At 64.9% G+C, this 13,470-nt stretch carries 12 protein-coding genes; 2 read left to right on the forward strand and 10 right to left on the reverse strand.

What is annotated here, in order from left to right; all coding sequences use genetic code 11:
* The first annotated feature begins 284 nt into the window (after positions 1 to 284).
* Positions 285 to 1,361 carry a siderophore-interacting protein gene (locus LB551_RS00130; RefSeq protein ID WP_224657793.1) on the forward strand — a complete coding sequence of 359 codons (1,077 nt, stop codon included), beginning with the start codon at positions 285 to 287 and terminating at the stop codon, positions 1,359 to 1,361.
* 40 nt (positions 1,362 to 1,401) lie between these two features.
* Here LB551_RS00130 and LB551_RS00135 read toward each other — a convergent pair whose 3' ends face one another.
* The 4 genes from LB551_RS00135 to LB551_RS00150 form a co-directional block, all read right to left on the reverse strand.
* A complete protein-coding gene (locus tag LB551_RS00135; RefSeq protein WP_224657794.1) occupies positions 1,402 to 2,505 on the reverse strand; it encodes an AbrB family transcriptional regulator in 1,104 nt (367 codons plus the stop codon).
* Between the two features lie 241 nt (positions 2,506 to 2,746).
* A complete protein-coding gene (locus tag LB551_RS00140; protein ID WP_224657795.1) occupies positions 2,747 to 3,055 on the reverse strand; it encodes a putative quinol monooxygenase in 309 nt (102 codons plus the stop codon).
* A 63-nt stretch (positions 3,056 to 3,118) separates the two neighbouring features.
* Positions 3,119 to 3,910, reverse strand: coding sequence for an SDR family NAD(P)-dependent oxidoreductase (locus LB551_RS00145; protein ID WP_224657796.1), 792 nt, complete (start codon positions 3,908 to 3,910; stop codon positions 3,119 to 3,121).
* 59 nt (positions 3,911 to 3,969) lie between these two features.
* Positions 3,970 to 4,407: a DsrE family protein gene (locus tag LB551_RS00150; protein WP_224657797.1), complete on the reverse strand. Its 438-nt coding sequence runs from the start codon at positions 4,405 to 4,407 to the stop codon at positions 3,970 to 3,972.
* A 100-nt stretch (positions 4,408 to 4,507) separates the two neighbouring features.
* Here LB551_RS00150 and LB551_RS00155 point away from each other — a divergent pair, with 100 nt between their 5' ends.
* The gene (locus LB551_RS00155) at positions 4,508 to 5,599 is read left to right on the forward strand and encodes a hypothetical protein (RefSeq protein ID WP_224657798.1); all 1,092 of its coding nucleotides are present in this window, start codon (positions 4,508 to 4,510) and stop codon (positions 5,597 to 5,599) included.
* A 58-nt stretch (positions 5,600 to 5,657) separates the two neighbouring features.
* On the opposite strand, the gene LB551_RS00160 is transcribed toward LB551_RS00155, so the two are convergent.
* From LB551_RS00160 to LB551_RS00185, 6 genes are all read right to left on the reverse strand, one after another.
* Positions 5,658 to 6,584 carry a cation diffusion facilitator family transporter gene (locus tag LB551_RS00160; RefSeq protein WP_411970926.1) on the reverse strand — a complete coding sequence of 309 codons (927 nt, stop codon included), beginning with the start codon at positions 6,582 to 6,584 and terminating at the stop codon, positions 5,658 to 5,660.
* 26 nt (positions 6,585 to 6,610) lie between these two features.
* Positions 6,611 to 8,800, reverse strand: a complete 2,190-nt coding sequence (locus tag LB551_RS00165) for an anthranilate synthase (RefSeq protein ID WP_224657800.1) — start codon at positions 8,798 to 8,800, stop codon at positions 6,611 to 6,613.
* 223 nt (positions 8,801 to 9,023) lie between these two features.
* On the reverse strand, positions 9,024 to 10,079 hold the full coding sequence (locus LB551_RS00170; RefSeq protein ID WP_224657801.1) for a succinylglutamate desuccinylase/aspartoacylase family protein: 1,056 nt from the start codon (positions 10,077 to 10,079) through the stop codon (positions 9,024 to 9,026).
* A gap of 92 nt (positions 10,080 to 10,171) precedes the next feature.
* On the reverse strand, positions 10,172 to 11,350 hold the full coding sequence (locus LB551_RS00175) for an MFS transporter (RefSeq protein ID WP_224657802.1): 1,179 nt from the start codon (positions 11,348 to 11,350) through the stop codon (positions 10,172 to 10,174).
* A gap of 198 nt (positions 11,351 to 11,548) precedes the next feature.
* Positions 11,549 to 12,925, reverse strand: a complete 1,377-nt coding sequence (locus tag LB551_RS00180; protein WP_224657803.1) for an FAD-containing oxidoreductase — start codon at positions 12,923 to 12,925, stop codon at positions 11,549 to 11,551.
* Positions 12,922 to 13,383, reverse strand: a complete 462-nt coding sequence (locus tag LB551_RS00185; protein ID WP_224657804.1) for a DUF4126 domain-containing protein — start codon at positions 13,381 to 13,383, stop codon at positions 12,922 to 12,924. The genes LB551_RS00180 and LB551_RS00185 overlap by 4 nt, the downstream gene beginning before the upstream one ends.
* Positions 13,384 to 13,470: the final 87 nt, after the last annotated feature.

The following is a 13,470-nucleotide window of genomic DNA, read 5'->3' on the forward strand; positions in this document are numbered from 1 at the left end:
GGCGGTTTTCATACAGGAGCGGCCAGCCGGAGGCAAGCAGTACCGAGAGCCATGCCGACAGCGGGCGTTCCGGACCACGTTCCGCCTGACGTCGTCGCCGACGTGCGTGACCTTCCAACAGGCCGAAGGCCGGACCTGGCCGCCAACGGGACGTAGCGGTTCAGCATATAACATGACTTAGCGATTCAAGTTTCTGTGGAAACTTCGGAACGTCTATGGCATGCCGCTGCCGGCGCGGCCGTCTCGCGGCCTATTGCTTCAAACCGTTTCGAAGGACGCGAACGATGGACCAACTGCGAGCGCAAACCCGGATCAGCGATGCGGCGATCAGGTCGGTGATGGACCGGCTGCGCACCGAGCACAGCGAATTCGAGGTCGAGACCGGTGTTGCCGATCGATGGGAACTTCGCCTGTACTACGGTTCGCTGAGCGCGGCACTCGAGGGCGACTCCATGCTGATCCGCGTCTCGGCTATAGACGAAACCTGCCTCTCCTACATGAAGATGACGGTCGCCGGCCACGTCGCGCAGCATCTCGGAACGACGAGCGGACTGCGCTGGCAAGGCGATGGCCGCGACACCGGCACCCCGATCTTCTTCCGCGAAATCACGGTGGTCTCCTCAACGCGGATTTCTCCGCACATGCAGCGCCTGCGCTTTGCAGGTGATGATCTTGGCCGGTTTACCCATGGCGGCCTGCACATCCGGCTGCTGCTGCCGCCGCGGGGCAGGCCGCCCGTTTGGCCCTCGATGGGCGCCGACGGCCTGCTTGTGTGGCCTGCCGGTGAGGATGCGCTCACCGTGCGCATCTACACGATCCGGGCGGTGGATCCGACAAGCGGTTGGCTCGATGTCGACTTCGTGCTGCACCCCGGCCATGACACGCCCGCCGCCACATTCGCGCAGAACGCGGTGGCGGGAGACGTCATCGGCGTGGTCGGACCAAGCGGCGGCGAGACGCCGACGGCGCAAACCCTGCTGCTGGTCGGCGACGACACCGCGCTGCCGGCAATTGGCCGGATTCTGGAGGAACTGCGGCCGTCAACCCGCGTCGAGGCGCTCATCGAGGTCGACGGCCCTGAAGACCGCATCGCGCTGGCGCAAGGCGACAACATCGACATCACCTGGCTTTACCGGCACGACCGCCCGGCCGGCACCGCCGGCCTGCTGCCGGCCGCCCTGCGCGAGCGCAGCCACATGACGCTTGCCGATAGCCTCTACGTCTGGGCCGGATGCGAGTTCACCGACTTCCGGGAGATACGCAAGATCGTGCGCAAGGAGTGGGGCCTGGGCCGCGATCGGCACCTGGTAACGGCCTATTGGCGTCGCGACGCGCGGGCCGAGGGCGACGACGAAGATTAGGAACAATCCATAAGTGTGCCGGCAGCCGGAGCGGAGCAACCTATTCCTTCACCGTGCGCGCCACCAGCCGCGCGATGCTCGGGCCGACAAGCAGCACGATCAGGAAACGCGCCGACTGGAGCGCCATGATGAAGGAGATGTCGACGTTCTGGGCGGCGGCGGCGATGATGGCGACGCTGTCCATGCCGCCGGGACTGGTGGCGAGATAGGCGGTCAGCGGATCGATGCCGAGCAGATGGCTGATCATGAAGGCGAGGCCGCCGCAAAAGGCGATCAGAGCCACGATCGAAGCGACGATCTGCGGCAGGGCCCGTGTCGCATGGCGCAGGATCGGCCTGGTGAAGTTCAGCCCGATCGACCATCCGACCATAGCGTAACTGACAGCCAGCAGCCATGGCGGCAATTGCATCGGTACGCCGAGGCCAAGGTGGATGACAGCGCCGAAGATGAAGGTGCCCAGAAAGAAGGGCGAAGGCAGCCGGCAAAGCTTTCCCGCCAGCCCGCCGACCAGCGCGATGCCGATGGTTGCGGCGAAGGCCTGGGCGTCGAGCGGCGGAAACCAGACGATGGGCGGCACCTCGATGCCCGACGTGTCAACCCACATCTTGGCCACGAGCGCCGCCGTCATCGAGACGAAGATGACGCGCAGATACTGCATGAAGGCGACGAGGCGCTGGTCGGCGCCGAAAGCGCCGGCCATCAGCACCATTGCGGTGGCCGCGCCTGCGGAGGATCCCCAGACGGCGGTCGTGCCGGGCAGGATGCGCCAGCGGCTGATCAGCCAGCCGAGCAGGCTGGACGCCGCGACAGTGGCTGTCACGGCACCGAGGAACAGCGGCCATTCGGCGTAGAAGACGCGAAAAATGTCGGCCGAGATCGAAGCGGCGATGAGGCAGCCGACGATTGCCTGGGCGGAGCCGAACAGAAGCCGCGGCACGCGCACCGTGGCGCCGTTGGTGCCGGCGACGATGGCCGCCAGCATCGGCCCGATCAGCAGCGCTGCCGGCAAGGCGGCCAGTTCGAGCGCACCGGCAAACAGCACGGAAATGACGAGGAGGGCCAGCCATTGCCAAGGCTTGGGCATGCGCGCCATGCGCTCGACGGCGGCTTGGCCCGGAGATGGCTGCTTGGGCGAGGAATCCATGTTCTGGTCTTAGACTCGAAGCGGCACGATGCAACCCTGCGACGCCAAAAGCTGTGACACTCGTGGCTGGTTTTACTGGGGCGTCCCAGTCAAAGCCTTCGAACAGGACCTGGACAGCTGGCGACAAGATCGTCCATCGTCAGGAAGGTAATGCCGTCCACCATTGCCTGGGCGATCAGGATTCGATCAAAGGAATCTTTGGGCCATGGCTCCGATTGTCGTTATCGGGTCGCCCATCCGGTCAGCCGGTTGTGGCGTCGGCCAATCCGAAGCCGCCGACGGGATTGGTTTCCACCTGGAACTCGAAGCCGGCGATGAAAGGCCGCGCCTTGGCGATGGCCGCCTGGACTTCGGGAAGCTGCAGTGAGGCTTTGTGGCTTGCCTGGTCAGTCCACACTTCTGTGACCCAGATGGCATCGGCATCGGCCGGGTCGGTGGCAACGATATAGCTCAGGCAGCCGGGCAGGGCGCCGGTGCTGGCGCGCAGGACGTCCATGACAGCGTCGCGCTGGCCGCGGGCCGCTCGCATCTTGCCGATCAGACCGTACATCCCTTCGTCTCCCTTCAGCGTTTTCGACAAGAGTATGCCGTTCGCCAGTATGCAGGTCGCGGCTCAAGGCATCAACTGGCCACCATTCACCTCGATCACCTGGCCGGTAATGTAGCCGCTCAACAGATCGGAAGAGAGGAACAGATAAGCACCGACGCAATCTTCAGCCGTGCCGGCGCGTCCTTGCGGAATGGTGGCAACCATACCCCTGATCTGCTCTTCGGTGGAATAGCGTTCGTGGAACGGCGTGAGGATGGTGCCGGGTGCCACCGCGTTGACGCGGATGCCGAAGCCGATCAGTTCCTTGGCCATGCCGCGCGTGACGTTGGAGACGAAGGCCTTGGCCGAGCCGTAGAGCCCGGCGCCGCCGCCGGCGCCGTTGCGCGCTGCGATCGAGGAGGTGTTGACGATGAAGCCGCCCTGTCTCTTCAGCCACGGCATCGCCTTGCGTGAGGCGGTCAGCACCGAACGCGCGTTGAGATCCATCACCGCGTCGTAATGCGCCTCTGTCTGTTCGGCGTAGGGCACGCGGCCGAGCATGCCGCCGGCATTGTTGACCAGCCCGTCGAGACGGCCGAAATGCTGCGCGCTGTCCTCGACGACACGCTCGACGTCGGCGGCCAGGGAAAAATCGCCCTGGACGAGAAACACCTCGCCGCCATTGTCGCGGATGGCCCTGCCAAGTTTCTCGGCGGCGTCACGGCTGGAATTGTAGTGCAGTGCGACGAGACATTTCTGCGCCGCATAGGCCAAGGCGAGTGCCGCGCCAATGCCGGTCGAGGCACCGGTGACCAGCACCGCCTTGCCGGCGAGATCGGGAATGACAAGCCCAAGGGGAATGGTCGTCGCTGGCACTGTCGTTCCTCCGGGTTCTTCGTGGGTCTTGCCACCCTTGCATTCAAGTCCATGCAGCTTCAAGGCCTGAGATAGGCATAGCCCCGGCTTTGCAGTTCGGCGAGCTTGACGACGCCGCCACTGTCAGCCGCATGAAACCCGTCGAGCAGGTCGGCGAGGGAAATGTCCATGCCGTGCATGGTGTTGGCGCAGGCATGCGGATCGAGCCCTTGCTGGACGAGACCGGTGAAACGACCGGAGATCGCCGCCGATACCCCCTTCGACTTGAAACCGGCAAGAGCCGGACCATGGACGACCAGCGCGATATCGACATTGCCGCCAGTGCCTTCGTAATGGTTCTTGATGTTGCCGAGGACAAAATTGACCTTGTCGAGGTCGCTGAGATGGTAGGCGACCTTCAATCTCGGAGGCCTGGTGGTCGCGGCTTGCGCGGTCCGGAGCCCAATCAGCGTGCCGGCTCCGGCGAGAATCGCGCGGAACATGTCGCGTCGGCGCATGACAATAGTCTCCCGGTTGACAGATGGCCGCGAATTGCGTGGCCGCGACCCCGAGTGTAGCATGAATTGACGTTGCGTCCTGCCGATGCGGAGGGGTCACATGGCGTTCGAACAGAGACTGGCAAGCATCCTGTCCGGAGCGGCTTTGTTGACTCTGCTGGGCGCGACGGCTTTCGCCGACGAAGCGGCCAAGCTCATCGAACTCAGTCCCAACGGTCAGGACGCCTGTTTCGGCCGCATCTACGATGCCAAGCACCTCAAGGCGCATCCGGAGCAGAAGGTGGCCCGGATCTTCTTCTACTATGGCCATGATCCGGTCAGCAGGCCGAACGAGGAACCGGCCGCGAATGCCGACACGTCCTACAATGGCTTCGTCACCACCACGGTGCGTGGCGCCAAGGCTCCGGAATGGGCAGGCGGCTGGTGCAATCACCAATCCGAGGAGGGCACGCCAGGCCTGATCCACTGCGGCATGGAATGCGACCGCACGCTGGCGTCGCTGAAGGTCGACGACGAAGGCCGGCTGATCCTGTCGGACCTGCAGCCCGATATCTATCTCGATGCCGGTTCGGAAGAGGAACTCGGCACCACTGAATACAACAGGCAGGCGCTCGGCTCGCAGGACGACAAGTTCCGCCTCGACCCCATGCCGGCCGCGACCTGCAAGGCGGAATTCGCCCGCATCGACCCGATCGATCCGGCGCTCGGGCCCCCGCTGCGCGAGCGGCTGAAGCCGGACCAGGCTTTCTGCTACGGCCGCGACTACGATGCCGCGCATTTCGGCTCGCATCCTGACCAGGTGACGCAGTCGATCCGCGTGTTCCGTGGGCCGGTCGAACTGGCTTCCTTCGCGGCGGGCGGCGACCTTCCCAATTGGCCTGACGGCGCCGACATCGCCGTTTCGGTCACGACGCGACAAAAGTCGGGCAAGGTCACGCAGGCCTATTCCTGCCAGGGCGAGGCCGACCAGTGGCGCTGCGCGGCGAGCTCGAAGGCGAGCGATTTTGCCTGCGACATCGCGCAGAAGGAAATCTTCGTCAAGCGCGGCGCCAACGGCACGATGATGCTGGCCAATCCCAACAACAGCCTGCCCATCCTTGACCTGTGTTCGACCGCGGCCAACGGCAAGACGACGTCCGACGACAAGGTCTACCGGCTGCAGCCGATGCCGCAATCAGCCTGCGCGCCGTAAGCGCCCGCGAAGTCGAGAAGCTTCGGCTAATTTTCCAAGGACGTGACGGGAAACCACCTCACGCGAACGGTACCGCCGTCGTGCCCTTGGGCAGCTTGGCTTCATCATCGGGCTCGACATGGATGGTGACGCGCACGGAAGGGATTTCCGCCTGCAGCGCATCCTCGATGCGGTCGCAGATGACATGGCTGGCGCCGACCGACATGTCGGCATCGACGACCAGATGGAATTCGATGAAGGTGGCGCGGCCGGCGATGCGCGTCTTGAGGTCGTGCACCTCGAGCGCACCTTTGCAATTGGCCGAAATGATGTCGCGGATGCGCATGTGCTCCTGGGTATCGACGGCGCGGTCCATCAGCCCGTTCATCGACGAGCCGATAACATGCCAGCCCTGCCAAAGAATGTTCAGCGCGACGATCACGGCCAGCGCCGGATCGAGGATCTGCCATCCGGTCAGCACCGCGCCGACTAGGCCGGCGAAGACGCCGACCGAGGTCACGACGTCGGTCATGATGTGCTGGCCGTCGGCGACCAGTGCCGGCGATCTTGCGTTGCGCCCTGTATGAATCAGCGCCCAGGCCCAGAAGGCGTTTATGACCGTCGCCACACCGTTGACGGCAAGGCCTTTCCACGGCTGCTCGAGCGGGACGGGATTGAGCCAGGATTGCCAGACCTCGTTCAGGATCAGGAGTGCCGCCACCACGATCAGCACACCCTCCAGAACGGCCGAGAAATACTCGGCCTTGTGGTGGCCGAACGGATGGTCCTGGTCGGCTGGCTTGTAGCTCACCTGGATCGCCCAGAACGCGGCGGCCGAGGCGATGACGTTGACGATCGATTCCAGCGCGTCCGAATAGAGTGCGACGGAACCGGTGATGTACCAGGCGGCAAGCTTGAGTGCGAGCACCACACAAGCGACGACGATCGACCAGAAGGCAAGTTTTGCGACCTTGCGCCTGGTCGCGGCCTTCGCCGCGACCGCCATCGTGTCCCGCGTTTCGACCATCGTCTCTAGGCGGCCTTGTCCTTGGCCTTGCGCGGCAGGTGGGCGACGATGTTCTCGATGATGCGCATGCCGGCATTGTGGCCGAGCGTCATGATCGATTCCGGATGAAATTGCACCGCGGCGATCGGCTCCTTGCGGTGCTCGAAGGCCATGATGACGCCGTCTTCGGTCTCGGCGGTGACCACGAAATCGTCGGGTAGCCGCACCGGATCGGCGAAGATCGAATGGTAACGGCCGACGGTGACTTCCTTGGGCAGGCCGGAGAAGATGATGCCGGGCTTGGAGACGCGAATGCGCGACGGCTTGCCGTGCATGGGAATGTGCAATTGGCGCAATTCGCCGCCATAGGCCTCGGCCAGCGCCTGCAGGCCGAGGCAGACGCCGAAGATCGGCAGCTCGTGGGCGCGCGCTCGTGCGATGGTGGCGGCGCAGTCGAAATCCTTCGGCGTGCCGGGACCGGGCGACAGCACGACGAGATCCGGCTTCAGCCGGTCGAAAACTTCTTCCGGCACCGGGGTGCGCACGGTCGAGACATTGGCGCCGGTCTGGCGGAAGTAATTGGCCAGCGTGTGGACGAAGCTGTCTTCATGGTCGACGAGCAGGATGTTGACGCCGTCGCCGACGCGCGCGGTGGTGCGCTCGGTGCTGGCGGCATTGCCCGTCTTGGCGTCGCGGATGGCGGAGAGCATGGCGGATGCCTTCAGTTCGGTTTCGGCTTCTTCTTCCTCGGGAATGCTGTCGAACAATAATGTGGCGCCGGCACGCACCTCGGCAATGCCGTCCTTGATGCGGATGGTGCGCAGTGTCAGGCCGGTGTTCATGTCGCCGTTGAAGTTGACCATGCCGATGGCGCCGCCATACCAGGCGCGCGGGCTCTTCTCGTTCTGCTCGATGAAGCGCATGGCCCATAGTTTCGGCGCGCCGGTAACGGTCACCGCCCAGGCGTGCGAGAGAAACGCGTCGAAGGCGTCCATGCCTTCGCGCAGCCTGCCCTCGATATGGTCAACCGTGTGGATAAGCCGCGAATACATCTCGATCTGGCGGCGGCCGATGACGCGCACCGAACCCGGCTCGCAGACGCGCGACTTGTCGTTGCGATCGACATCCGAGCACATGGTCAGCTCGGACTCGTCCTTCTTCGAATTGAGCAGTTTCAGGATCTGCTCTGAGTCGGAAATGGCGTCGTCGCCACGCTTGATCGTGCCCGAGATCGGGCAGGTCTCGACACGACGGCCGTTGACGCGCACGAACATTTCGGGCGAAGCGCCGATCAGGTATTCGCCTTCGCCCAGATTGATGAAGAAGGAATAGGGCGAGGGGTTGATCGACTTCAGCTTGCGCGAAATCTCGGAGGGTTGGGTCTCGCAGCGTTCGTAGAACATCTGCCCGGGTACGACCTCGAACAGGTCACCGCGCTTGAAGCTGTCCATCGCGCGGCGCACAAGATTGGCGTATTCGCCGGGTTCATGGTCGCCGCGCGGCGGGATGCGGTCGGCGGTCTTGAACGGCTCGGTGATCTCGTCGCGCGGCAGGCCTTCGGTCGAAAAACCCTTGCCGGCGTAGTCATATCGATCGGTCCAGGCCTTGGCCGAATAATGATCGACGACCAGGATCTCGTCGGGCAGGAACAGCACGAGATCGCGCTGGCTTGGCTTGCGTTCGAGCTTGTAGTCGACCGGATCGAACTGGAAGGCGAGGTCGTAGCCGAAGGCGCCGTAAAGGCCGAGATTGGCGTCTTCGGCGGTCTTGAACAAGGCGGTGATGGCGCGCAGCACCGTGAAAACGGAAGGAACGCGGCTGCGCTCTTCCTCGGTGAAGACACGGCCGGGCTTGGCGACGTCGAGGCGGATCAGCTTTTTCGACGCCTCGGCGATCGCGATCTCGGCGATATCGCCGAGCGTCTTGACGATGACCGGCAGAAGCACCTCGCCCCGCCGGTTCAGCGCCTCGATGCGCATGGACCGTCCACGCGCCGAGATCACCAGGGGCGGGTCGATGATGGCGGTGTCCCAACGCGTATAGCGGCCGGGATATTCATAGTTCGAAGAGAACACCGCGCCCCGGCGCGCATTCAGCCCGTCGACATAAGCGTCGATGGCGCCTTCATAGGGCCGGTCGTGGCGTTCGCGGGTGATGGTGATGCCACCCCCTGTCACAAAGCTCTCGGCGCCGTTGTCCAGAACCTTCATCGTCATTGCCGTCTCCATCAGCTTCTTGGGCAACGGACCCGGGAATGGCTTTGGAAAAAACAAATGGCCGCCCGGACATTCCGCTGCGGCCACCCTCTCTTTTCACGCGCACGCGTTCGAACAGGCCGCTGTCAGCAGGCCCACCACCAAACGGTCTTGATCGAACGCATGTTCATGGCGATTCCCATAGCGGCGATTGAGCGACCACGCAACTGGATTCGATGGAGGCTCAATCTTCCAGGGTGCCGGACCTTGCGTCGGCGCTCTTCCTGTCGCCCACCAGTTTCAACAGATCCTCGCCGGCGCGGATGATGCGGCGCGAGCGCCGGGTCAGGACGATGCCGGCCTGCGGCGCGAACACCTCGGTGCGGCCATCGGCTTCGCCCGGTGCGTGGACGATGACGGCAAGCCGCGTGTCCTTGGCCACGCGGTCGCCGGGCTCCACGTCGTAAAGCACGGCACCCGCCCGGGGCGCCGGCATCATGTCGATGTTTTCGAGCGGTGCGACAACCCCGGTGAAGGCACCGGGTGAGGGCAGGGCCGGGTCGGCGACCACGCCGCGCGCCACCAGCAGCCGGTAGAGCCCCGCGGCGTCCGACGCCGCGAACGCGCCATCGACATCGAGGATGCCGCGATATTCGACCGTGGTGACGACGCGCCGGTCGAGCTTCGCCACATCGGCGGGAACGTTCTGGTAGGGCATGATCGAGGCGCCCTCGAAAGTGCCGTCCGTGTCTTCACTCCACAGCACCACCGCCCCGACGCCCATGGCGGCGGCGCAATCGGCCATTGCCGGCCACAGGCTGGTGTGGATGTAGAGATAGGCAAGGCCTTCGTCGTCGCAGTGCAGGTCGAGCACGATGTCGTGGCCGAGCGAAAGCTGCACCAGTCTCGTCTTCAGCCTTTGGTCGGGCGTGCCATGCGCGGTGTCGGGCAAGAGTGCCGCGTCGGGCGCGGCGAGCAGCGGAAAACCGCGGTTGAAGTTGGTGCGCGTGCCCAGATGAAAACGGCCTTGATGTTCGCCGAAATGATACTGGGCGCGGCCGATCGGATTGGCCCAAGGCACGATGGTGATGTCGCCCTTGATGCGCCCCTCCGCCTCGGCCCTGGCCAGCATCGGCATCAGCGCGTCAATGGCGACGACTCCAGGCAGTTCGCCGGCATGGAGTGCCGCCTGCAGATAGGCCGAGGGCGCGGATTCGTCCGTTCCAGCGAAGCGAAACAGGGGGAATTCGTAGGAAACTCCTTCGCTGTCGCCGGCTATGCGTTCGATCGATTTCTGCATGGGTCTTTCTCCGTCGAGAGGCGAGAAGGACATGCCTCTTCGACGGTGCGCTTGTCGATTGGTCCAGACTGTCGCGCTATGGGCGCAAGCAGCTACTGCGCGGCAGGCTGAAAAGCGACGGCCGGAGCACGCCGGTCCAGTGCCCGCGAGGCTATGGCCACGGCAACCGCCAGCAGAGCGAGTGCAGCGCCTACCAGCGGCAGGTTGGCATAGGAAACGCCCCAGGAGAGCGCCACGCCGCCGATCCAGGCGCCGCTGGCGTTGCCGACGTTGAAGGCGCCCTGGTTCAACGTGGCGGCAAGGTTTGGTCCCTCGGAAGCGGCCTCCACGACGCGGATCTGCAGCGGCGGCACGACGACGAAGACGAGCATGCCCCAGAGGAAGACAATGCCGATGGCCACACTGGCGATAGCGCCGAACTGCATGAAGCCGACAAACAGGACCGCCAGCAGCAGCAGCGTGCCGATGACCGTCGGCATCAGCTTCCAGTCGGCCAGCCGGCCGCCGATGATGTTGCCGATGGTCATGCCGGCGCCGAACAGCAAGAGCACCCAGGTGACCGCTGAAGTCGAGAGGCCGGACACGTCGGTGAGATAGGGTTTGATGTAGGTGAAGACGGCAAACAGGCTGGCTGAGGCGAGCGCCGCGATCAGCATGGCCAGCCACACCTGCAGCTTGCCCAGCACGCGCAATTCGCCGCGCAGGCCGCCGCCGCTTGGCTCGGTGACATCCGACGGCACCAGCCACGCGATGGAAGCAACCGAGATCAGCCCGATGCCGACCACCGCCAGGAAGGTGGCGCGCCAGCCGAAGGCTTCGCCAAGCGCCGTTCCGGCGGGAACGCCGAGGATGTTGGCCAGCGTCAGGCCGGCGAACATCAGCGCGATTGCGCTGGCGCGCTTGTTGCGGGGTACCAGGCTGGCGGCGACGACCGAGCCGATGCCGAAGAAGGCGCCGTGGCCAAAGGCGGTGAAGACGCGTGCGCCCATCAGCATCCAGTAGTTGGGCGCGATGGCGCAGAGCAGGTTGCCGACGACGAACAGCGCGGCCAGTCCGACCAGCACCGGCTTGCGCGGCAGATGCGCGGTGGCCATCGCCACGATTGGCGCGCCGAAGACCACGCCCAGCGCATAGCCCGTGACCAGCAGCCCGGCAGCGGGAATAGTCACGCCAAGGTCGGCGGCGACCTCAGGCAGCAGGCCCATGATGACGAATTCGGTGGTGCCGATGCAGAAGGACGCAATGGCAAGCGCAAGGATCGGCAAAGGCATGGGAGGTCCAGGCTGAATCGGTTCAAATGGAAACTGCGCGAGCGCTCCATGGCGCACAAGCGCCATTGCCGCAATGCAGCAATGCAGAAAGCGGAGAGCAAAGAGGCACTGGCAGCGGTGCTTGTGCCGTGCCGTGCCGCCTAAACGACCCTGACCGAACCCGGCCGAGCGGCCGAACCGACCGGCTGAAGCCGAAGTTCAGACCAGCGGCTTCAACTCCTGGGCGATGGTGGGCAGCAGTTCCGAGACATTGGGGTGGATGTGCATGGCGCGCGCCAGCGTGTCGACAGGCGCCTTGGCGTACATCAGGTCAAGCACGCAATGCACGGCTTCATCGCCGCCGGGGCCAAGCACGCAGCAGCCGAGGATTTCCCTGGTGTCGGCGTCGACGAGGATCTTCATGAAGCCTTGCGTCTCGCCTTTCTCGACGGCGCGGCCGACACGGGTCATCGGCCGCTGGCCGACCAGCGCGCGGCGTCCCGATCTCTTCACCGCCGCCTCGGTCATGCCGCAGCGACCGAGCGGCGGATCGATGTAGAGCGCATAGGCCTCGATGCGGTCGCTGACCTTGCGCGGATCATTGTCGAGCAAATTGGCCGCGACGATCTCGTAATCGTTGTAGGACGTGTGGGTGAAGGCGCCCTTGCCATTGCAGTCGCCCATCGCCCAGATGCCGGGCACGCTGGTGCGCAACTGGTCGTCGACGGTGATGAAGCCGCGTTTGTCGACCTCGATGCCGGCCTTGTCGAGACCGAGATCGTCGGTATTGGGCGTTCGCCCCAGCGCCAAGAGCACATGTGAGCCGACGGCCGGCGGCTTGCCGGCGGAGAAGGCCACGGCAATATCCTCGCCCTGCCTGGCGAAGCTTATGGCGTCGGCGCCGAGATGGACCATGATGCCTTCGTTTTCCAGGATCGACAGGATGGCGTCGGACACATCCTCGTCCTCGCGGCCGATCAGGCGCGAACCCTTTTCGACAATCGTGACCTCCGCGCCGAAGCGCCGGAACATCTGCGCGAATTCGAGCGAGATGTAGCTGCCGCCGACCACCACGAGGTGGCGCGGCAGCACGTCGAGCTCCATCATCGAGGAGTTGGTGAGATAGTCGATGTCGTGGATGCCGGGCAGGTCCGGCACCGAGGCGCGGCCGCCGGTGTTGAGGAAGATCTTGCCGGCGGTCAGGAGCTCATCGCCGACGCGCACCGTGTTGGCAGATTCGAAACGCGCATGGCCGCGATAGAGCGTGCATTTGTCCATGCCGGCGATCCAGGTCTCCAGATTGCCGCGGGCGTCGTTCGACACCTTGTCCTTGCGCGCCTTGACCCTGGCATAGTCGACGCCGACCGGGCCGGAAAGGGTCACGCCATAGTCTGTGGCGCGCCGCGCCAGATGCGCGGCATAGGCACTGGCGACCATGGCCTTGGTCGGCATGCAGCCGGTGTTGACACAGGTGCCGCCGACGAGCTTGCGCTCGATCAGCGCCACGCTCATGCCGGCCGAGGTCAGCCGGCCGGCCAGCGAAGGGCCGGCCTGGCCGGCGCCGATGACGATGGCATCGTAGGTTTTCGCCGTCATGCCACAGCCGCCACGATCAAGAGGCCGCCGACGATCGCGACCGCGTCCTCGATGAAGGCCGCTGGCTGGTCCTTGCCGAAAGCGGCCGCCAGCCGGCCCCGCGCTTCAGCGCCACCCAGCGTGCCGAGGACGGCACCAATGGCGCCGGCGATCAGGCAGACGACCGTGGCGCCGCCGGTCGCACCGATGACCGCGCCGCTGAAGGCGCCGAGCAGGATGCGGGCGCCGAACTGCTGCGGCACCTTGCGGCTCGGTGTCGACGGCAACTGGTCGGTGACCAGCTCGACGATGGCCAGGATCGTGAAAATGCCGACAGCGGCCCAGTGGCTCATGAAGCTTGCCCAGGTGCCGGCAACCGGCAGCCAGCCTAGCCAGGCGCCCCAGGCGACGGCGGCCGGAGCCGTCATGGCGCGCAAGCCGGCAATGACCCCGATCAGAAGTGCAAGAATGTAAAGCATGTCGATCCCCCTCGATCCCGGGCCGGGACAGCCCTGAAACGGCAGGCTACCATAGGTCCGGTATTTGGCCAGCACTTGCATCGGCGT

The organism is Mesorhizobium sp. BR1-1-2, from assembly GCF_020165435.1.
In the GTDB taxonomy this organism is placed as follows: Bacteria; Pseudomonadota; Alphaproteobacteria; order Rhizobiales; family Rhizobiaceae; genus Mesorhizobium.